The organism is Arthrobacter sp. SAFR-179, from assembly GCF_059414945.1.
Window position 1 is genome coordinate 539,379 of the sequence record NZ_JBPFDM010000001.1, and the last position, 19,019, is coordinate 558,397.

At 66.3% G+C, this 19,019-nt stretch carries 19 protein-coding genes; 9 read left to right on the top strand and 10 right to left on the bottom strand.

The annotated features are described in order from the left end of the window. Positions 1-79: 79 nt before the first annotated feature. Entirely contained in the window at positions 80-967 is an 888-nt protein-coding gene (locus ACR65K_RS02705; RefSeq protein WP_056334617.1) for a glutamate ABC transporter substrate-binding protein, read from the bottom strand. Positions 968-1,038: 71 nt separating this feature from the next. Next, the gene (locus ACR65K_RS02710) at positions 1,039-1,794 is read right to left on the bottom strand and encodes an amino acid ABC transporter ATP-binding protein (protein ID WP_056334619.1); all 756 of its coding nucleotides are present in this window, start codon (positions 1,792-1,794) and stop codon (positions 1,039-1,041) included. 104 nt (positions 1,795-1,898) lie between these two features. Here ACR65K_RS02710 and ACR65K_RS02715 point away from each other — a divergent pair, with 104 nt between their 5' ends. From ACR65K_RS02715 to ACR65K_RS02730, 4 genes are all read left to right on the top strand, one after another. Beyond that, entirely contained in the window at positions 1,899-2,681 is a 783-nt protein-coding gene (locus ACR65K_RS02715; RefSeq protein WP_056334622.1) for an LOG family protein, read from the top strand. Between the two features lie 43 nt (positions 2,682-2,724). Further along, entirely contained in the window at positions 2,725-3,225 is a 501-nt protein-coding gene (locus ACR65K_RS02720; protein WP_440151243.1) for a DivIVA domain-containing protein, read from the top strand. After that, the gene (locus tag ACR65K_RS02725; RefSeq protein ID WP_440151244.1) at positions 3,222-4,478 is read left to right on the top strand and encodes a putative hexosyltransferase; all 1,257 of its coding nucleotides are present in this window, start codon (positions 3,222-3,224) and stop codon (positions 4,476-4,478) included. Before ACR65K_RS02720 ends, ACR65K_RS02725 begins: the two co-directional genes overlap by 4 nt. 232 nt (positions 4,479-4,710) lie before the next feature. Continuing rightward, a complete protein-coding gene (locus tag ACR65K_RS02730) occupies positions 4,711-4,878 on the top strand; it encodes a DUF3117 domain-containing protein (RefSeq protein WP_009357720.1) in 168 nt (55 codons plus the stop codon). Positions 4,879-4,936: 58 nt separating this feature from the next. On the opposite strand, the gene ACR65K_RS02735 is transcribed toward ACR65K_RS02730, so the two are convergent. Continuing rightward, complete coding sequence (locus ACR65K_RS02735; protein WP_440151245.1) at positions 4,937-5,569, bottom strand: O-methyltransferase; 633 nt, start codon at positions 5,567-5,569, stop codon at positions 4,937-4,939. Positions 5,570-5,798: 229 nt separating this feature from the next. Between ACR65K_RS02735 and sigE the strand changes: the two genes are divergently transcribed. From sigE to ACR65K_RS02750, 3 genes are all read left to right on the top strand, one after another. Then, positions 5,799-6,413 carry an RNA polymerase sigma factor SigE gene (gene sigE, locus ACR65K_RS02740; RefSeq protein ID WP_056334632.1) on the top strand — a complete coding sequence of 205 codons (615 nt, stop codon included), beginning with the start codon at positions 5,799-5,801 and terminating at the stop codon, positions 6,411-6,413. Positions 6,414-6,501: 88 nt separating this feature from the next. Then, the gene (locus ACR65K_RS02745; RefSeq protein ID WP_440151246.1) at positions 6,502-7,269 is read left to right on the top strand and encodes an anti-sigma factor; all 768 of its coding nucleotides are present in this window, start codon (positions 6,502-6,504) and stop codon (positions 7,267-7,269) included. A gap of 69 nt (positions 7,270-7,338) precedes the next feature. Further along, positions 7,339-7,743 (top strand): twin-arginine translocase TatA/TatE family subunit, encoded by a 405-nt coding sequence (locus ACR65K_RS02750; protein WP_056334638.1) that lies wholly within the window; start codon positions 7,339-7,341, stop codon positions 7,741-7,743. A 27-nt stretch (positions 7,744-7,770) separates the two neighbouring features. On the opposite strand, the gene ACR65K_RS02755 is transcribed toward ACR65K_RS02750, so the two are convergent. The 3 genes from ACR65K_RS02755 to ACR65K_RS02765 are packed head-to-tail and all read right to left on the bottom strand — an operon-like array spanning position 7,771 to position 10,878. Further along, positions 7,771-8,913 carry an Mrp/NBP35 family ATP-binding protein gene (locus tag ACR65K_RS02755; RefSeq protein WP_440151247.1) on the bottom strand — a complete coding sequence of 381 codons (1,143 nt, stop codon included), beginning with the start codon at positions 8,911-8,913 and terminating at the stop codon, positions 7,771-7,773. Next, positions 8,913-9,611 carry a DUF1003 domain-containing protein gene (locus ACR65K_RS02760; RefSeq protein WP_056334645.1) on the bottom strand — a complete coding sequence of 233 codons (699 nt, stop codon included), beginning with the start codon at positions 9,609-9,611 and terminating at the stop codon, positions 8,913-8,915. Before ACR65K_RS02760 ends, ACR65K_RS02755 begins: the two co-directional genes overlap by 1 nt. Continuing rightward, entirely contained in the window at positions 9,595-10,878 is a 1,284-nt protein-coding gene (locus ACR65K_RS02765) for a magnesium transporter MgtE N-terminal domain-containing protein (protein WP_056334647.1), read from the bottom strand. The genes ACR65K_RS02760 and ACR65K_RS02765 overlap by 17 nt, the downstream gene beginning before the upstream one ends. Before the next feature lie 77 nt (positions 10,879-10,955). Between ACR65K_RS02765 and ACR65K_RS02770 the strand changes: the two genes are divergently transcribed. Next, positions 10,956-11,978: a YflT domain-containing protein gene (locus tag ACR65K_RS02770; protein WP_440151248.1), complete on the top strand. Its 1,023-nt coding sequence runs from the start codon at positions 10,956-10,958 to the stop codon at positions 11,976-11,978. A 151-nt stretch (positions 11,979-12,129) separates the two neighbouring features. Here ACR65K_RS02770 and ACR65K_RS02775 read toward each other — a convergent pair whose 3' ends face one another. Next, positions 12,130-13,704 carry an aminopeptidase P family protein gene (locus ACR65K_RS02775; protein ID WP_440151249.1) on the bottom strand — a complete coding sequence of 525 codons (1,575 nt, stop codon included), beginning with the start codon at positions 13,702-13,704 and terminating at the stop codon, positions 12,130-12,132. A gap of 81 nt (positions 13,705-13,785) precedes the next feature. Between ACR65K_RS02775 and ACR65K_RS02780 the strand changes: the two genes are divergently transcribed. Continuing rightward, complete coding sequence (locus ACR65K_RS02780) at positions 13,786-14,634, top strand: PHP domain-containing protein (RefSeq protein WP_440151250.1); 849 nt, start codon at positions 13,786-13,788, stop codon at positions 14,632-14,634. Here ACR65K_RS02780 and ACR65K_RS02785 read toward each other — a convergent pair. The 3 genes from ACR65K_RS02785 to ACR65K_RS02795 all read right to left on the bottom strand — a co-directional run bounded on the left by ACR65K_RS02785 (position 14,631) and on the right by ACR65K_RS02795 (position 19,008). Then, on the bottom strand, positions 14,631-15,503 hold the full coding sequence (locus tag ACR65K_RS02785) for a DNA-methyltransferase (protein ID WP_440151251.1): 873 nt from the start codon (positions 15,501-15,503) through the stop codon (positions 14,631-14,633). The genes ACR65K_RS02780 and ACR65K_RS02785 overlap by 4 nt on opposite strands. 8 nt (positions 15,504-15,511) lie before the next feature. Beyond that, positions 15,512-17,224 carry a DEAD/DEAH box helicase gene (locus ACR65K_RS02790; protein WP_056334663.1) on the bottom strand — a complete coding sequence of 571 codons (1,713 nt, stop codon included), beginning with the start codon at positions 17,222-17,224 and terminating at the stop codon, positions 15,512-15,514. 290 nt (positions 17,225-17,514) lie between these two features. Then, positions 17,515-19,008 (bottom strand): RNB domain-containing ribonuclease, encoded by a 1,494-nt coding sequence (locus ACR65K_RS02795; protein ID WP_440151252.1) that lies wholly within the window; start codon positions 19,006-19,008, stop codon positions 17,515-17,517. Positions 19,009-19,019: the final 11 nt, after the last annotated feature.

Below are 19,019 nucleotides of genomic sequence, written 5' to 3' on the forward strand. Positions count from 1 at the left end.
CCTTCGGCTGTAAGCGTGGACGGATTGAAGGCTGTGCTGCCGGGGCCGTTGGGTGGCCCCGGCAGCTTGCGGACGCTGCTTAGTAACGGTTGATGGCCGGGAGCTTGGGCGCGGTCTTAATGACCGAACCGGCGGTGGCTTCCCAGGCCTTCTTGTAGGAGCCGTCCTTCTCGAAGGATTCCAGCTGGTCGTTGATCCAGTTGCGGAACTCGGTGTCGCCCTTCTTCAGGCCGATGCCGTAGGGCTCCTTGGTGAAGGTTTCCTCCGACGCGAGTTTGAAGGCTTCCGGTTCCTTGTCCACGAAGCCGGCGAGGATCACGTTGTCGGTGGTCACGGCTTCAACCTGCTTGTTGCGCAGCGGCTCCAGGCAGGCGGAGTAGGTGGCGGCCGGAACCAGTTCCGCGCCGTACTTGTCCACGATGGTGGCGGCGGGGGTGGAACCCGTCACGGAGCAGACCTTCTTGCCCTTGACGTCCTCGGGCTTCTTGATGGAGTCGTTGTCCTTGTTCACCATGAGGGCCTGGCCGGCTTCGTAGTACGGGCCGGCGAAGTCGACAACCTGCTTGCGCTTGTCGCTGATGGTGTACGTGGCGATGACCAGGTCAACCTTGCCCTGCTCGATGAAGGGTTCGCGGTTGGCCGAAACGGTCTCGGACCATTCGATCTTGTCTGCGGCGATACCCAGCTTGGCGGCGATCAGCTTGCCGATTTCAACGTCGAAACCGACGGGCTTGCCGTCCAGGCCGACCTGGCCGAACAGCGGCTGGTCGAATTTGGTGCCGATCTTGATGGTGCCCGCGGAGGACAGCTTTGCCATGGTGGTTCCGGCAGCGAACGACGGCTTCTCCACCGGGCTGGGGTTGCTGGAGCCACCGGAGTCCCCTCCGCCGCAGGCGCTCAGGGACAGGGCGAGGGCAGCTGTAGCCGCCACGACGAAGGATTTCCGCCTGGACATAAATGCCTTCATGACATTCCTTTCATTGGTGGCCGGGGGTTTTGCGGCCTGGATGCGAACTGACGTGTGGTTGGTTCGGTAATTCAGTGGGTGAGCAGCTTGGACAGGAAGTCCTTGGCGCGGTCGCTCTTCGGGTTGGTGAAGAACTCCTCCGGGGTGGCGTCCTCCACGATCTGGCCGTCCGCCATGAAGACCACGCGGTCCGCAGCCTTGCGGGCGAAGCCCATTTCGTGCGTGACCACGATCATGGTCATGCCTTCCTTGGCCAGCTGGACCATGACATCCAGGACCTCGTTGATCATTTCGGGGTCCAGTGCGGATGTGGGCTCGTCGAACAGCATGACCTTCGGCTTCATTGCCAAGGCACGGGCAATCGCAACGCGCTGCTGCTGGCCGCCGGAGAGCTGGGCCGGCAGCTTGGGGGCCTGGTGGCCCACGCCCACGCGTTCGAGGAGGGCCATGGCGTCCTTTTCGGCGGCTGCCTTGGAGGCGCCCTTGACCTTGATGGGTCCCAGGGTCACGTTCTCGAGGATCGTTTTGTGGGCGAAGAGGTTGAAGGACTGGAAAACCATTCCGACGTCGGCGCGGAGCTGGGCGAGTTCCTTGCCTTCCTCGGGGAGGACTTTCCCGTCGATGCTGATGGTTCCACCCTCAATGGTTTCCAGGCGGTTGATCGCCCGGCAGAGGGTGGACTTACCGGAACCCGAGGGTCCGATGACCACAACAACCTCGCCCTTGCGGACCTGCAGGTTGATGTCCTTCAAAACGTGCAGCTGGCCGTAATGCTTATTAACGGCGTTCAGGGAGACGAGGGCATCGCCGGGCACATGAGTAGTCATAGGAACGAATCTAGCGAACAACACTGCGTTATGACGCCAATCACCCCAAGTTCCTGCTGATCGTGATTCAAGAGATACCTGGATCAGGAGGTTAGCCTAGGGGAATGAGCATCAACGCAGATCCGGCCAAGAATTCCCAGCCACGCCGTAAGGGGCCCCTTGAGCTGCGCCGCAAACAGGCGGCCGTGGAAATGTCGGACCAGCACCTGCTTGATACCAAGGGGCCGGGCCAGTTCGTCCACACCGACCCGTGGCGGGTCCTGCGGATCCAGAGCGAATTCGTCGAAGGCTTCGGTGCCCTCGCGGACATCGGAAAAGCGGTCAGCGTCTTCGGTTCGGCACGGACCAAGCCCGGCAGCCAGTATTACGAGATGGGCGTGGAGGTGGGCCGAAAGCTCGCCGAAGCCGGAGTGGCAGTGATCACCGGCGGCGGTCCGGGCTCCATGGAGGCGGCCAACCGGGGGACAGTGGAAGGCAATGGTGTGTCCGTTGGCCTCGGCATTGAACTGCCGTTCGAGCAGGGCCTGAACCAGTGGGTGGACCTGGGGATCAACTTCCGGTACTTCTTCGCCCGCAAGACCATGTTCGTCAAATACGCGCAGGGCTTCATTGTGTTGCCCGGCGGACTGGGCACGCTGGATGAGCTTTTCGAAGCCATGGTCCTGGTCCAGACGCGCAAGGTGACATCTTTTCCCATCGTGCTCCTCGGCGTCGAATTCTGGGGGCCGATGATCGACTGGATCAGGGGCACCCTGGTGGCAGAGGGCATGGTCTCGGAGAAGGACCTGGACCTCATCCAACTGGTGGACGATCCCGCCGAGGCTGTGGACCGGGTCCTGCAGGCCGGAGTGACGCCGTCCCTTAACGGGGAGCAGCGGCCGGAGTAGCCGCAGGCCAAAGTCCGGGCCGCCGGTCTGGCACGATGGAACCGTGAGCTTCTTCCTCGTTTTCCTGGCCGTCGTACTGGTGGCGGCCGTCCTTTGGGCCGGCCTCGGCCGGCGTTCCCGCAAGACCGGCGGTGCCGTGCTGCCCGGATTGCTGGACGGGGGATTCGAAGAACCGCCCGCAAACCTTCCACCCGTGCTGCTGCCGGAGCGCGCCGCACCCGGAGACATTGAGCAGGTGCGTTTTTCGCTTGGCCTTCGCGGCTACCGGATGGACCAGGTGGACCAGGTCCTGGACGAACTGCGCGACCAGTTGGCCACACGGGATGCGGAACTGGCTGGGCTTCGCAGCCGGCTGGCTGCAATGGAGCAGGCCGGAGTGCAGCACGGGGAGCACAGTTCCGACGGCGGATCCGGGGCGGGCGCCGCGTCGCCCGGACAACAGGACCCGGAAACGGGTGCAGAAACTGGTACAGGAACTGCTGCGGGAGACGGCGGGAACCGGGCGGCCGATGAGGTTGCCGCCCAGGGGACGGGCGGCCAGTGAGCACGGTGGCCCGCCGCAACCCGCTGGCCTCGGCCGGGGATCTGGCCCTCCGGATGGTTTCCGCCGTCCGGAGTTGGCCGTGGTGGCTTCAGGTCACAGCCCTGTACTGCGGCACCCGGCTCGTCACAGCCTGCGTCTTCATGGCCGCGGCGCTCCACCAGGGCTTCAGCCCCTGGTTCCCGGCCAAACCGGATTACTGGAACTTCATCAACATCTGGGATGCCCGCTGGTATGCGCAAGTCATCACCCACGGCTACCCTTCAGTTCTTCCCACGAACACGGCCGGCACTGTGCAGGAGAATACCTGGGCCTTCTACCCGCTCTTTCCCGCACTGGCCGGCGGACTCAGCCGACTCACCGGGCTCAATCCTGCCGCGTCGCTCACCCTGGTCGCCATGCTTGCCGGTTGGGGCGCCGCGCTGGCGGTGTACGCGCTCTTCCGGCAGAAGGCGCCGCACCCGCCAGCCATGTGGGGGGTGGCGTTCTTTTCGACGTTCCCCGTCTCCGCCGTGCTGCAGGTGCCCTACGCCGAGCCGCTGTCCCTCCTGCTGCTCGCGTGGGCCCTGCTGCTGGTGGTCCGCCGGCAATACCTGTGGGCCATGCCCGTGGTGTTCCTGCTGTCCCTGTCCCGGCCCGTCGGCGTTCCCTTCGCCGCCATGGCGGGGCTGCTGCTGGTATCCCGCTGCATCGCGCACATCAGGAAGGGGCGGGAGCGCAACGGCGATGAAGCCGCCCATTCCCTGGGGGACCTGGCGGCACTGGCCGGTCTCACCGCCGTCGCGGGCATCTCGGCGCTCGCCTGGCCCGCCGCTGCATGGGTAGCGACGGGTGACCCGGAGGCGTACACCAAAACCGAAACCGTGTGGCGGCACGAGGCCCTGGTCCCTTTCAAGCCGTGGTTCGACACCGGCGTCGAACTTTTCGGCCCCGTCCTGGGCCTCCTTGCCCCCCTCGTTTTCGTGGGATTGTTCGCCGCGATGCTGTTCCTTCCGCCCGTGGTGCGGCTCGGCACGGAGCTCCGGCTCTGGTGCGCCTGCTACATGGGATACCTGCTGATGTTCCTGCACCCGCAAACCAGCACCTTCCGGATGCTGCTGCCGCTGTTTCCGCTGGCACTGGGGGCGGCACTCCTGTCCCGCTCGAGGGCTTACCGGGGGACTGTGGTGGCCATGTTCCTGCTGCTCCAGATCGTGTGGATCGTCTGGCTTTGGGCCTGGGCGCAGTTGCCCGGCGGCGGGGATTACCCGCCCTGACAAATCCTGCTTCTGCGCAGGTCAGCCCGGGAATAACGGTTGCCGGGAAATGTCCATCGATTAGCTACGTACGTGTAATTACGCGATAATGATAGGTAAGCAAGGACAAAAGCATTCAGAAAGCGCGCAGCCTTGGCGGTGGAAACACCACCCTGCCATAGCGGCCTGATCGACATGCGGACACAGCCCGCCCGGGCTGATTAGTCCTGGGACAAATGGAGGGGAATTCCTCATGGCGGCTATGAAACCACGCACCGGCGACGGCCCAATGGAAGTCACCAAGGAGGGCCGCAGCCTGATCATGCGCGTCCCGCTCGAAGGCGGCGGGCGCCTGGTGGTCGAACTCAATGCGGCCGAAGCAGCCAACCTCAAGGAATGTCTGGTCGGCGTTACTGAATAATCGTGCCGGACAGGGTGCGCAGCCCGCGGGCTGCGCACCCTGTCCCTTTTCGCTACGCCTACTTCTTGACTGCCACCAGCAGGCCGTCCCCGGTGGGCAGCATTGCCGACGCCAGCCGGTCGTCGTCGCGGATTGCCCTGCCCACCTGGCGCAGGACTACAGTGGTTGCCTCCCGGCCCGCGGGGTTGGCTACCTTGTCCTTGTCCAGCGCGTCATTGATGACCAGCAGGCCCGCGGGCTTCAGCAGCCGGATGGCCTGCTCCACGTAGCCGGGGAGGCCCGGCTTGTCCGCATCGATGAAGACGAGGTCGTAGGCGCCGTCCGTGAGCCGGGGCAGGACATCGCCCGCGCGGCCGGAAATGGTGCGGGTCCGGTTGGCGGGGCTGCCGGCCTCGGCGAACGCTTCGCGCGCGGCCCTGAGGTGTTCGACATCCACATCGATGGTGGTCAGGACGGCGTGCGGGCCCAGCCCCCGCAGCAGGCAGACGCCGGAGACGCCGGCGCCGGTGCCGATCTCGACGGCGGTCTGGGCCTTGGAGGCAGCAGCCAGCACCGTGAGGACGGCGCCCACACCGGGGCTGATGGCGCTGACTCCCAATTCATACGAACGTTCCCGGGCCCGAAGCATGACCTCGTCCTCAGCGGGCAGATCTTCTGCATAGGACCAGCTGCTGGACTTGTCGGCGCTCATGAATTATCGCTTTCTGGGCGTAAAGGGGGAATGTCTCCTCAAGCCTACTGTGTCCCGCCGGGCTGGCCGGGAAAGACAGTGTTGCGCCCAAGGCTGAAGTTTGCCGGCGGTCAGGAAATTCCCAGCCAAGTTTGACATGATTAATGTCCGCTCATCCAAAAGGTGACCGGCGCCGAATCAGAGATGTCAACAGTATCCGGGCGTTAGCATTCCACGAGGGGAGTGGACGATGTCATCTTCAGTTGTGGCACCTGTCCCTGCAGTAAACAATCCCGACGATGAGTGGGTCCGTCCCACCTGGGAAGAAGTGGTCACCAACCACTCCGCAAAGGTTTACCGGCTGGCGTACCGGCTGACGGGCAACAAGTACGACGCCGAGGACCTCACCCAGGAGGTCTTCGTCCGCGTCTTCCGGTCGCTGGAGAACTTCAAGCCCGGAACGCTGGATGGCTGGCTCCACCGCATCACCACCAACCTGTTCCTTGACCAGGCCCGGCGGAAGACGCGCATCCGGTTCGACGCCCTTGCCGAGGATGCCGAGTCCCGGCTGCCCGGTCGCGAACCCGGGCCCGAACAGAGCTTCGAGCTGAACAACCTGGATCTGGACGTACAGGCCGCCCTGGAGGAACTTCCGCCGGACTTCCGTGCCGCCGTAGTCCTGTGCGACCTTGAGGGTCTGTCCTATGACGAGGTCGCCGAGGCCCTGGGCGTGAAGCTGGGCACTGTCCGCTCGCGCATCCACCGCGGCCGGACCATGCTGCGCGAAAAGCTGGCCCACCGTGACCCCCGTCCGCAGCAGTCCCGCCGCAAGCTTGCGCTGCCGCGCATCGCCGGCATCCTCTGAACGGCACATGAGGTCCCAGTTTCCTTTCGGCGGCAGGCATCAGCGCACCGGCAGCCACCTAGAGGCCTGCCAGGAGTGTGCTGCAGCCGTGCGCCGGGAACGGCAGTACCTTGAACGGCTGCGCGAAGCCCCCATCCCGCCTGCCAGCCAGGACCTGACGGCACGGCTGCTGGCACGCACCCACGAACTGGCTGCCCAGCCTCCCGTGCCTCAGGGCGGCACCTCCCGCATGGCCGCGCGTGCGCTGGGGCTCGCCGCCGGCGGGACCATGGCGGCGGCCGGTGTGTTGGCCGTGGGTGCCTTCACCGCAGCGGGTGATCCCGCCGCGGACGGGCCGGTGGGAACCGAAGCGGCCTTTTCGCACGTTTCCTCCCAGACCCCGGCGGACGGCCGGACTTTGACCGCCCCGCAGCTGGCCACGTTGCGGTCCGAGGGATGGGCCTGCCCCGAACTTCAGGCCATGGGATTCCACCTGGAAGCTGCCCGGGCACTGGTGGTTGACGGGCAACCTGCGGTGGAGCTGCACCTCACTGACGGGACGCATCACGCCACCATCACGGAGCAACACCCGGTGGGTCATCCAGCAGCAGGCCAGGAGGGTGGTCCGCTGCAGGTTTTGGGCACCTCTCCCTGGTCTGCCACCTACCGGGCCGCCGGGCTCACCATCACCTACCGCTCCGACCTGCCCCCGGAGCAGGCCGATGATGCGCTGCCCATCCTCGAGCAACTTGCCCACACCGCCACGGAAGGGGTTGACGCGGCCGTTCCGGAAACGCCGGGAAGCCCAACCCCGGAGCCCCTGGAGGCACGGCTGGAGCGGGGAATCAGCAAGATCGCAGCCATGTTCACCCAATGACACGGACTGTTTCCCCGTCCGCCGGACGGGAATCGTCACTCGCAGCCCGGAGAGGGTAATCTTCCTAAAGTGTTTGGAATCAACGGCCCGGAGTTCATCCTTCTGCTGATCATTGGCGTCCTCGTGATCGGCCCCCAGCGGCTGCCTGAATACACCCAGAAGCTGGCAAACCTGGTCAAGGAACTCCGCCGCATGGCTTCCGGCGCGCGCGAACAGATCAAGGAAGAAGTGGGCATCGACATCGACGATGTCGACTGGAAGAAGTACGACCCGCGCCAGTACGATCCCCGCCGCATTATCAAGGAAGCACTGCTCGACGACGACACCAAGCCCGTCAGTTCAGGAGCCCCTGCCGCCGTGGCCGCAGTCTCCGGCGCCGCAGCCGCAGCAGATTCGGCACCTCAGCGTCCCGAACGGGTGGTGCAGAGGCTGGCCCCGGGCGATACCGCCCCGTTCGACACCGAAGCCACCTAGGGTAAGCGCCGGCAGTGCCGGGTCCGATCAGCGCGGCTGCAGCCCCAGCTTCATCCCGGCGAGCCCGCGGGGTTTGGCGGCCAATTGGCCTGCGATGCCTGCCAGCGCGACAGCCCCCGCCGAACCGGGCTGGCCCAGGACGATTGGAACGCCCGAGTCCCCGCCTTCGCGCAACTGGATGTCCAGGGGAATCTGGCCCAGCAGCGGCACGTCCGTCCCCACCGTGGCGCTGAGGCGCTCGGTGAGCACCGCCCCGCCGCCGCTTCCGAAAAGTTCCATCCTGCCGCCGTCGGGCATCTCCAGGTAGGACATGTTCTCGATGACGCCCGCGATCTTCTGCCCCGTCTGGGTGGCGATGGCGCCTGCGCGTTCTGCAACGTCGGCAGCCGCCGCCTGGGGGGTGGTGACCACCAGGATTTCTGCCTTGGGCAGCAGCTGGGCCACGGAGATGGCGATGTCACCTGTCCCGGGCGGAAGGTCCAGGAACAAGGCATCCAGGTCGCCGAAATAGACGTCGGTGAGGAACTGTTCCAGGGCCCGGTGCAGCATGGGTCCGCGCCAGGCAACGGGCTGGTTGCCGGTCACGAACATGCCAATGGAGATGACCTTCACCCCGTAGGCAACCGGAGGGAGGATCATGTCATCGACTTGGGTTGGGGCTTGGGTGATGCCCATCAGCGCCGGCACGGAGAAGCCGTAAACGTCCGCATCCACGATGCCCACCCGCAGGCCCTGGGCAGCCAGCGCGGTGGCCAGGTTGACCGTGACCGAGGACTTGCCCACTCCGCCCTTGCCGCTGGCCACGGCATAGACCCTGGTGAGGGAATCCGGTTCGTTGAACGGGATCCTGCGCTGGCCGCCGGCGCCGCGCAGCTTCTCCTTGAGGGCATCGCGCTGGGCCTGGTCCATTACTTTGAGCTCGACGTCGACGGCGGTGACGCCGGGGACGGCGAAAAGGGCCTTCTGCGAATCGGCGGTGATGGTGTCCCGCAGCGGGCAGCCGGCGATGGTGAGCAGGACCGCCACGGTGACTTTTCCGTCGTCGGAAACGTGGACCGAGTCCACCATGCCCAGCTCGGTGATGGGACGCCGGAGCTCGGGGTCGATCACAGTGGCCAGGGCAGCATTGACTGCCTCAGCCAACGGGGTGCTGGCAATGGGTTCGGTCATTAGCGGTCCTGTGTGGAATGGCCGGGTTTCACCCGGGGGATTTGCTGGGTGCGCGGGCTCCGTTGCCGGTCCCGCTGTTCGCGCAACTTGTCTTTCACTTTGTCGCGGGGGGATTCGTGCGAACCGGGTCCGGTGTCGTCGTGGGTCCGCAGCTCCTCCTGGGCTTCCAGCAGGTCTTCGAGGAGTGAGCGCAGCTCGGCCCGGACGTAGTCGCGGGTGGCCACCTCGCGCAGTGCGATCCGCAGGGAGGCGAGCTCCCGGGTCAGGTACTCGGTGTCGGAGAGGTTGCGTTCGGCGCGCTGCCGGTCCTGCTGCACCGAGACGCGGTCCCGGTCATCCTGCCGGTTCTGCGCCAGCAGCAGCAGGGGCGCCGCGTAGGAGGCCTGCAGCGACAGCATCAGGGTCAGCAGGGTGAAGCCAAGGTCCCTCGAATCGAACTGCCACTCGGCGGGCGCCCACGTGTTCCACCCCAGCCAGAAGATGCAGAACACCGTCATGTAGACCAGGAACTGCGGGGTGCCCATGAACCGGGCAAAGCCTTCTGTGGCGTGCCCGAACGCGTCCGGATCCGGGGAGAACTTGGGCAGGATCCGCTGGCGGGCGCTCAGGGGTGTGTCGAGGCTGCCTTTTGAATCCGCGTTGGCCAGGTTCCGCTGGTTGGGGTTCTTCGGAGCGCTGTTATCAGCCAATGCGGCCACCCAGCCTTCTTATCGGGGCCTCACCATCATGGGCGCGCCAGTCGTCCGGCAACAAGTGATCCAATACGTCATCAACAGTCACCGCCCCCACAAGCCGGCCGGCGTCATTGACCACCGGGAGGGAGTTCAGGTTGTACGTGGCCAGGGTCCGGGCCACTTCGCTGATGTGCGCCTGGTCGGACAACGGCTCGAGGTTCTTGTCCACCAGGTTTCCCAGTGCCTCGAACGGCGGGAAACGCAGCAGCTGCTGGATGTGCACCACGCCCAGGAAGCGGCCGGTGGGAGTTTCCAGCGGCGGCCGGGCAATGAAGATCGACGACGCCAGTGCCGGGGAGAGCTCCTCCCGCCGGACGTGGGCCAGGGCTTCGGCGACCGTGGCTTCCGGCGGCAGGATGACCGGCACCGGGGTCATGAGGCCGCCGGCGGTGTCCTCGTCGTACTCCAGCAGGCGGCGGACATCCTCTGCGCCTTCGGGCTCCATCAGCTGGAGCAGTTCCTCCGCCTGGGCAGAGGGGAGTTCACCGAGGAGGTCGGCGGCGTCATCGGGATCCATCTCCTCCAGGACATCCGCGGCGCGCTGGACATCCAGCGCGGAGAGAATTTCCACCTGGTCGTCTTCCGGCAGTTCCTGGAGGACATCTGCCAGCCGCTCGTCCTGCAGTTCGCTGGCCACTTCGAAACGGCGCTTGTCGCTCATTTCCTGCAGTGCCTCGGCGAAGTCGGCGGGTTTGAGGTCCTCGTGGTTGGCCACGAACTGGGTGGCGGCCTGCGGCTCGGTGCGCGGCCCCTGCTGGGCGTCCGCCCAGTCGATGATCAGGGTCTCGTTGCGGCGCAGCCGGCTCAGGGGGGACAGTGAATGGCCGCGGCGGACGAAGAGCTTGCTGACGAACCAGTCGCGGGATCGGTGCTGGTCAATGGCGATGTCCTCGATGGTGGCGTCGCCGCTGCCGTCTCGGAGCGTCACCCGCCGGTCGAACATTTCGGCCACCACCAGCGTTTCGGCTCCGCGCTGTTCAAACCGGCGCAGGTTGACCAGGCCCGTGCAGATGATCTGGGTTTGGTCGATCGACGTAATGCGCGTCATGGGCACGAAGACACGCTTCTTTCCCGGTACTTCCACCACGATGCCCACCACGTGCGGGGCTCCCTGGGTTCCCCGGGACAGCACAACAACATCGCGCAACCGGCCCAGCCGGTCGCCCAGGGGGTCGAAAACATCGAGGCCCAGGAGGCGCGCCACGAAGACGCGGGTAGGTGTTGTACTCACCTCTACAGGCTACCGAGTCTGCTCTCTTTTAGCTGAATTTACAGGCAGCACCCACCTTGATGGGCAAGAATGGGGTTATGTCTAACATTTTTGGTGCTCCCAGGGCCGGTGGCCCCAACGGTACGGATGACGCCCGTGCCGTACCCACCGGTGACACCGTAGGCTCCTACAACTCCTACCTCGATGCCCAGAAGGCGGTGGACTACCTCGCCGACCAGCAGTTTCCGGTCCAGATGGTGTCCATCGTGGGTAACGAACTGAAGATGGTGGAGCGGGTTACGGGGCGCCTGAGCTACCCCAGGGTGGCCCTTTCGGGGGCGCTGAGCGGCATGTGGTTCGGCCTGTTCGTGGGCGTCATGCTGTCCTTCTTCGCACCGTCACCCGGATACTTCTCGATCATGACGTCCGTGCTGATGGGTGCGGCCTTCTTCATGCTGTTCGGCATCGTCACCTACGCCATGCAGCGCGGGAAGCGCGACTTCACGTCCACCAGCCAGGTGGTGGCCACCAGCTACGACGTCATTGTTGCGCCCGAGGCCGCCCACGAGGCCCGGCGCCTGCTGCAGCAGCTGCCCATGACCCGTTCGGATGCGGCATCCGGACCGGGACCGTACACACAGCACGACTACTACAACCAGCCGTACCAGCACCAGCAGCAGCCGGGGCAGCAGCAGGGTCCGGCCCGGCCCGCGGGCTGGAACGACCCCTACGGCCAGCGGTCCTCCGGCTCATCGGTCCAGGACGGATCGGGGCAGGGCGGCCCCGGCCAGGACGGACACGGCTACCCGGACGACGGCGGCCAGCAGCACAGCGCCCCGCAGCAGAGCGGGCAGCAATACAGTGGCCAGCAGTACGACGGCGGCCAGCACCAGCAGCCGGCACAGCCGGCCGGCCCGGCCCGGTCGGTCCGCTACCCGGACCTGCCGGACGGACGCCCGCAGTACGGTGTCCGGCTGCCGCAGAGTCCTGCAGCAGCCCCGGGCCAGCAGGGGACAGGACAGCCGGGGCGGGGACAGGACGCAGAACCTGGTGCCGAACACCCTGCCGAGGGCCAGTACGGTCCGGACGGGGATCAGCACCAGGGCGGGCACCGGCAGTAAGACGGCAGGAGCGGCCCGGGTTCAAGCAGCCTGGGAGCGCCTGGCCTGAAACTGCCCGGCCAGCGCCGGAACAAAGAGCGGGGCCGCCGGATTGAATCCGGCGGCCCCGCTCTTTGCTGTTTGGCCCTGGTGACCAGTGTTTCTGGCCGGGTCAGGCTTCTTCGGTCCGGTAGATGCCGGCCATCCAGTCCTCCACGTCCTCCGGATTACGCGGCAGGGCGGCACTGAGGTTGACGGGGCCGTCAGCCGTCATGAGGATGTCATCCTCGATCCTGACGCCGATGCCCCGGTATTCCTCGGGGATCGCCAGGTCTTCCTCCTTGAAGTAGAGGCCGGGTTCGATGGTGAAGACCATGCCTTCGGTGAGGATGCCGTCCAGATACAGTTCGCGCTTGGCCTGGGCGCAGTCGTGGACGTCCAGGCCCAGGTGGTGGCTGGTACCGTGCGGCATCCAGCGGCGGTGCTGCTGGCCTTCGGGACTGATGGCCTCCTCCACGCTGACGGGCAGGATGCCCCATTCGGCCAGGCGCTCGGCCAGGACCGTGGTGGCGGCGGTGTGGATGTCCCGGAACTTGGTGCCCGGCTGGGCCGCGGCGAACCCGGCGTCGGCAGCATCGAGGACCGCCTGGTAGATCTTGCGCTGGATGTCGCTGAAGGCGCCGCTGGCCGGAAGTGTCCGGGTGATGTCTGCCGTGTACAGCGAGTCAGCCTCGACGCCGGCGTCCAGGAGCAGGAGCTCGCCGGCGTGGATGCGCCCGGTGTTGCGGGTCCAGTGCAGCACGGTGGCATTGTTGCCGGACGCTGCGATGGTGTCGTAACCCAGCTCGTTGCCCACCTCGCGGGCGCGGGCGAAGAATGCTCCTTCCACCACCCGCTCGCCGCGGGCATGGGTAAGCGCCCGCGGCAACGCCTTGACCACTTCTTCAAACCCTTCAACGGTGGCGGAGACCGCGGTCTTCATCTGCTCGATTTCCCACTCATCCTTGAGCAGGCGCAGTTCGGAGAGGGCCTCAGAGAGCTTTTCGTCCAGGGCGTCCAGGACGGCAAGGTCCAGGTTCTCGGGGTCCCTGGCCGTGTTGTACCGGGCCGTGTCCACCAGGGCGTCAATGTTGTCGTCCACCTTGCGGACCAGCCGGATGGAGATGCCGCCGATTTCCGGGGCGCCCACGTCCTTGGTGATGGCGGTTTCCAGTTGGTCGATGTGCGCGGTGGCCAGTCCCAGGCGGGCCTCGAACTCTTCGAGCGTGGGACGGGCGCCGATCCAGAATTCGCCGGAGCGGGAGTCCGCATAGAACTGTTCCGTGTCCCTGCCGGCCAGCGGCCGGAAGTACAGCGTGGCCCGGTGGTTCGCGCCGTCGTCGCCCGTTCCTTCTGCAACCGGTTCCAGGATCAGGACGGCGTCCGGTTCGTGGTCCAGGCCCAGTCCCGTCAGGTGGGCGAAGCCGGAATGCGGGCGGAAGCGGTAGTCGCAGTCATTGGAGCGGACTTTCAGCGGCCCCGCGGGGATGACCAGGCGTTCGCCGTTGAACAGGGCAGAGATCGCCTTGCGGCGCGCTGCGGCGTAGCCGGCCACGACGTCCCGCTGCGGAAGTTCGTGGCTGGACGGTGCCCAGTTGCTGGCCATGAAGGCCTTGAAGGCGTTGGAACTGGGCCGCTGGGAGCGGTTGTTGACGCGTTCCTCCAGCGGCTGGGAAGCGGAGTTTTGGGTGTTTTCGGCATCGTTCACGGCACCATCGTCTCACCAGCTTCGCGGCTATGCGAACGTGCCGGCCGGGTTCCCTGCCGTGCCGTCCACTACGCTGGACCAGTGAGGATTGACCTGCATGCCCACTCCAATGTTTCCGACGGCACCGAGACGCCCGCCGATGTCATGGCATCCGCTGCGCGCGCCGGCCTTGACGTGGTTGCCCTGACCGATCACGATTCAACGGCAGGCTGGGCGGAGGCAGCCGTGGCCGCCGCAACCTGCGGGGTGGCACTGGTGCCCGGCATGGAGGTCTCGTGCCGGACGGAAGAGGGCATCAGCGTCCACCTGCTGAGCTACCTGCACGACCCCAACCATCCGGGACTCCTGGAGGAAATCACCAAGGCCAAGGACTCCCGCCTCAGCAGGGCCGAGCGGATGGTCACCATCCTCGCGGAGGACTACCCGCTGACGTGGGACGACGTGATCCACCACGTGGCACCCGGCGCCACCCTTGGGCGGCCGCACATCGCCGACGCCCTGGTCGCGGCGGGCGTGGTGGAGGACCGTTCGGAGGCGTTTGCCTCCATCCTCACATCCCGGTCCCGGTACTTCATCCCGCATTACGCACCCGACCCGGCCACCGCCGTCGAACTTGTCCGTGCCGCCGGCGGTGTTCCCGTGTTTGCCCATCCCGTGGCGTCGGCCCGGGGACGGATCGTGGGGGAGCGGACGTACCGTGACATGATCGACGCCGGGCTGGCAGGCCTGGAGATCGACCACCGGGACAACCCGGAAGAGGGCAGGGATTTCCTGCGGAAGCTGGCCGCCGAACACGACCTGCTGATCACCGGTTCCTCGGACTATCACGGCACCGGCAAGCCCAACCTGCTCGGCGAAAACCTGACCTCGCCGGACATGCTCGCCCGGATCGAGGCACTGGGCACGGGAGCCGCCGTCGTCCGTCCCTAGTTGGGCTGGAACGAGGCCAGGGTGGCGTGGGCACCCAGCCGTTTGGCCATGATGTCGATGGCGGGCTGGTTTTGGTCCACGCACACGAACTTCCGGCCAAGCTTGGCGGCAACTGCCCCCAGCGTGCCGGAACCGGCGAAGAAGTCCAGGCACCAGTCACCGGGCCTGCTCGACGCGGCAACCACCCGGCGGACCAGGCCCTCCGGCTTCTGCGTGGGGTAGCCGGTCTTCTCCTTGCCCGTGGGCGAGACGATGGTGTGCCACCAGACGTCGGTGGGCAGCTTTCCCAGTTCACGTTTGGCAGGCGTCACCAGCCCGGGGGCCATGTACGGCTCGCGGTCCACCTCGGCACTGTCGAAGTGGTACTTGGCCGGGTTCTTCACGTACACCAGGATGTTGTCGTGCTTGGTGGGCCACCGGTTTTTCGCCCGGGCGCCGTAGTCGTAGGCCCAGATGATCTCGTTCAGGAAGCATTCACGGCCGAAGATCGCGTCCAGCATCACCTTGGCGTAGTGCACCTCGCGGTAGTCCAGGTGCAGGTACAGGGTTCCGTCGTCGGCCAGCAGTCGCCATGCCTCGACCAGCCGGGGTTCCAGGAAGGACCAGTAGTCGCTGAACGCGTCATCGTAGCGGTGCAGGGCGCCCTTGATGGTGTCGTAGGAGCGGCCCTTGAAGCCCACGCGGTCGCCGCTGCCGCCGGCGTTGACCACCATCCGGGTTTCCTGGCGCTGCTGCGGCCTGCCTGTATTGAAGGGCGGGTCCACGTAGATTAGTGTGAAGGCGCCGTCCGGCAGCGTGGGGAGGTACTCCGCGTTGTCCGCGTGCACCACCAGGCTGCCGCCGTCCGGCGCCCAAACAGTGTCAGTCATCGGGGCAGTTAGCCCTCGGAGTTGCCAGGCTGCGTGCCCGTGTCGGCGCCGGCCACCACTTCGCCGTTGCGGCGGCGGGTGCGGGTCCTGGTCCGGCGGGCGCGTGAGGGCTGTTCGCCCTCGGTTGCGGGAGCAGCAGCCTCACCTGCGGGAGCGGCGGAAGAGTCGGAGGTACGACGACGGCGCTCACCGCTGCGCTTCGTGTCGCCGCCGCTGCGGCCACCTTCGCTGCGGCCACCTTCACGGTTGCCGCTGCGGCTTTCGCGGCCGCGGCCGTCCCTGTCGCTTGTCCTGTCCCGGGACCGGCCGCCGTCGCGGCCGCCGCTGCGGCTGTTCTTCTTGCCGGTTTCGCCCAGGTCCTCAAGCACCTCGGCGTCAACGCCGGCCAGGGTGCGCTTGTCACGCGGCAGCCGTCCCTTGGTGCCCACGGGGATGTCGAGGTCCGCGTAGAGGTGCGGCGAGGAGGAGTAGGTTTCCACGGGTTCGGGCACATTGAGGCCCAGTGCCTTGTTGATCAACGCCCAACGGGGAACATCGTCCCAGTCCACGAACGTGACTGCGGTGCCCTTGTTGCCCGCGCGGCCGGTGCGGCCCACCCGGTGCAGGTAGATCTTTTCGTCTTCCACGCACTGGTAGTTGATGACGTGGGTGACGTCCTCGACGTCGATGCCGCGGGCCGCAACGTCGGTGGCCACCAGGACGTCCACCTTGTTGTTGCGGAACGCCCGCAGCGCCTGTTCGCGGGCACCCTGGCCCAGGTCGCCGTGGATGGCGGCAGCAGCGAACCCGCGGTCCACCAGTTCCTCGGCCACCTTGGCGGCGGTGCGCTTGGTCTTGGTGAAGATGATGGTGCGTCCACGGCCCCTGGCCTGGAGGATGCGCGCCACCACCTCGATCTTGTCCATGCTGTGGGCGCGGTAGATCAGTTGGCGGATGTCGCGCTTGGTCAGGCCCTCATCCTCGGGGTCCGCGGCCCGGATGTGGGTGGGCTGGGTCATGTAGCGGCGGGCCATGGCGATGACCGGGCCGGGCATGGTGGCGGAGAACAGGAGTGTCTGCCGGACGGCCGGCGTCGCCGCGATGAGGGTCTCCACATCCGGGAGGAAGCCAAGGTCCAGCATCTCGTCGGCCTCGTCCAGGACCACGATCTTGACGTTCTTCAGGCTCAGGTGCTTCTGCTTGTAAAGGTCGATGAGGCGGCCCGGGGTACCCACCACAACCTCCACGCCCTGCTTCAGCGCCTCCACCTGGGGCTCGTAGGCGCGGCCGCCGTAGATGGTGGCGATCCTCGCATTGCGCTTCCGCGATGCCGTCACCAGGTCCCCGGCCACCTGCACGGCCAGTTCGCGGGTGGGGACGATGACCAGGGCCTGCGGGGCTCCCGGCACGGCCAGCTTGGCGTAGCCGGGGTCGTCCTGCCCGATGACCCGCTGGAGTGCGGGAATGCCGAAGCCCAGGGTCTTGCCGGTGCCGGTCTTGGCCTGGCCGATGATGTCGTGGCCGCCCAGCGCCACCGGCAGGGTCATGGCCTGGATGGGGAAGGGGTGGGTGATCCCGGCGTCAGCCAGGGACTCCACGATGTCCTCGCGGACGTTGTAGTCGGCAAAGGACTTCTCCGCGATCTCATGCGGGGTCTCGTCCGAGATGATGGTTTCTTCCGGCTCGATGGTTTCCGTACCGGACTCATCGCTCAGAAGCTGGTGGGTATGCAATTCACTCACGGGGGAGTTTCCTTATTCATTTGGGCAATGGCGCTGCCTGCTCAACGGGCCGGCCAAGGCTGGCCGCTCCGGAGCACGCTCAGGCGCGCAAGCGATTCCAGTGGAAGCCGATCGCGGGCTATCTAATGCTGGCACTGGTGACCAGCGGGTAATTCTCAAGATCGCGTAGGGGCGGGCTTGTTGGTTTCAAATCAAGGAAATCAACGACCGGGCATCCATTTCTACCCTTTCAGTCTAGCCGTACGGGCGCAGAAACACTGTTCCGGCCCGCCTGCCGCGCCTGCCGGCCCTCAGGGGACGAGCTCGAAATGGATCTCGCGGGTGGTGATGTCCGACGAAAGCAGGCGGACCCGGACCTTGGTTCCGGACTCCAGCTCGCCGGCGCACCGCGCGGTGACAGCCGGTTCGGCAACCTGGATAATGCCCGAACTTCCGCCGCCGTTGCCGTTCTTTCCGTTGCCGTTTTTCCCCGTGCCGTTGCCATTGCCGTTCTGCGGTTTGGACCCGGAAATCACGATCGCGTCGAACTCCTGCCCAATGTGGTTCAGCAGCAGCGCCGCCTCCACGGTGTCCAGGGCCAGGCGTTCCATCCGGGACGCCAGCTGGTCTGAGCCGGCCATGATGCCCGGCAGCAGCGGAAGGGCCTCCCGGGCCCAGCCAGGAACATCGCCTCCGTTGCTCAGGGCCTCGCAGATGACCAGGACGAAGCGGTCCACCAGGCGGCGCAGCGGTGCGGTGGTGTGGGCATAGGCCGCGCCGATGGCGGACTGCACCCCGTCCTCGGGGACCGTGCCGTCGAAAGCGGTATACGAGGCTCCCCGGAACAGCATGCCGGCGGAATGCATGATGGCCAGTTGGCGCGGATCGGTGGGATCGAGTGAACGCAGGTACTCGCCGTAGCTGACCTCGCCGTCCCAGGGCCTGCCCAGCACCTCGGTCTGCAGGCGGAAGTGCCGCAGGGACCGTTCGTCCGGGGCGGGCATGGTGCGCAGGATTCCCACCTTGCCCTCCAGCATGAGCTGCGCGGCCGCCATCCCGGTCATCAGCGATATCTGCGCGTTCCAGTCCTCCACGGGAAGCTGCGGGACGGCGTCAATGCGGTAGCCGCCATCGGGCAGCTGGACAATTTCCTGCTCGGGCATGTTGAGGCTTGCCCCTCCACGTTCCCTTTCCAGGGCTACCCGTTTCAGGCCCACCTCGCGGAGCAGCCGCAGCACCGTTGATGCAGTCCCGGCGTCGAGGTCTGCCTGCGCGCCCTTGTAGCTGAGCTTGTCGCGGCTGCGGACCCGCGCCCTCCTGACACCCACCGACAAAACGGACGCATCGCCGTCGAGCGTGAAGTCCCATACGAACGCTGAACAGTCCTGCCCCGGCAGCAGGCTCCCTGCCCCCTCGCTGATGACTTCCGGATGCAGCGGAATCCTGCCGTCCGGAGCGTAGAACGTCTGGCCCCGGCGACGGGTCTCGGCGTCCAGGGGCCCTCCCGGGGCAACAAACGCCGGGACGTCGGCGATCGCGTACAGCACCCGGTAGCCGTTCCCGTCCGGTTCGATGAACACCGCCTGGTCAAGGTCCGTGGACGATGCCGGATCGATGGTCACGAACTCCACGGCGGTCAGGTCATAGGACGGCAGCTTCAGGGCAGCCACGGCGGCCCGGGCATCGGCTACTGCGTCAGCGGGGTAGGGCCCCGGCAGTTCGAGTTCGGTCCGCAGCAGGCCCAACGCCTCTTCCAAGGCGTTCCTGTGGTCATGGACGTTGGGGGCCAGCCGATGATGTGACACAAAAATCAGCG

Excerpts from the sequence above, each read along its gene's own strand:
- ACR65K_RS02705 (WP_056334617.1), bottom strand. The coding sequence starts at position 967 with ATGAAGGCATTTATGTCCAGGCGGAAATCCTTCGTCGTGGCGGCTACA.
- ACR65K_RS02710 (WP_056334619.1), bottom strand. The coding sequence starts at position 1,794 with ATGACTACTCATGTGCCCGGCGATGCCCTCGTCTCCCTGAACGCCGTT.
- ACR65K_RS02715 (WP_056334622.1), top strand. The coding sequence starts at position 1,899 with ATGAGCATCAACGCAGATCCGGCCAAGAATTCCCAGCCACGCCGTAAG.
- ACR65K_RS02730 (WP_009357720.1), top strand. The coding sequence starts at position 4,711 with ATGGCGGCTATGAAACCACGCACCGGCGACGGCCCAATGGAAGTCACC.
- ACR65K_RS02735 (WP_440151245.1), bottom strand. The coding sequence starts at position 5,569 with ATGAGCGCCGACAAGTCCAGCAGCTGGTCCTATGCAGAAGATCTGCCC.
- sigE (WP_056334632.1), top strand. The coding sequence starts at position 5,799 with ATGTCATCTTCAGTTGTGGCACCTGTCCCTGCAGTAAACAATCCCGAC.
- ACR65K_RS02755 (WP_440151247.1), bottom strand. The coding sequence starts at position 8,913 with ATGACCGAACCCATTGCCAGCACCCCGTTGGCTGAGGCAGTCAATGCT.
- ACR65K_RS02770 (WP_440151248.1), top strand. The coding sequence starts at position 10,956 with ATGTCTAACATTTTTGGTGCTCCCAGGGCCGGTGGCCCCAACGGTACG.
- ACR65K_RS02785 (WP_440151251.1), bottom strand. The coding sequence starts at position 15,503 with ATGACTGACACTGTTTGGGCGCCGGACGGCGGCAGCCTGGTGGTGCAC.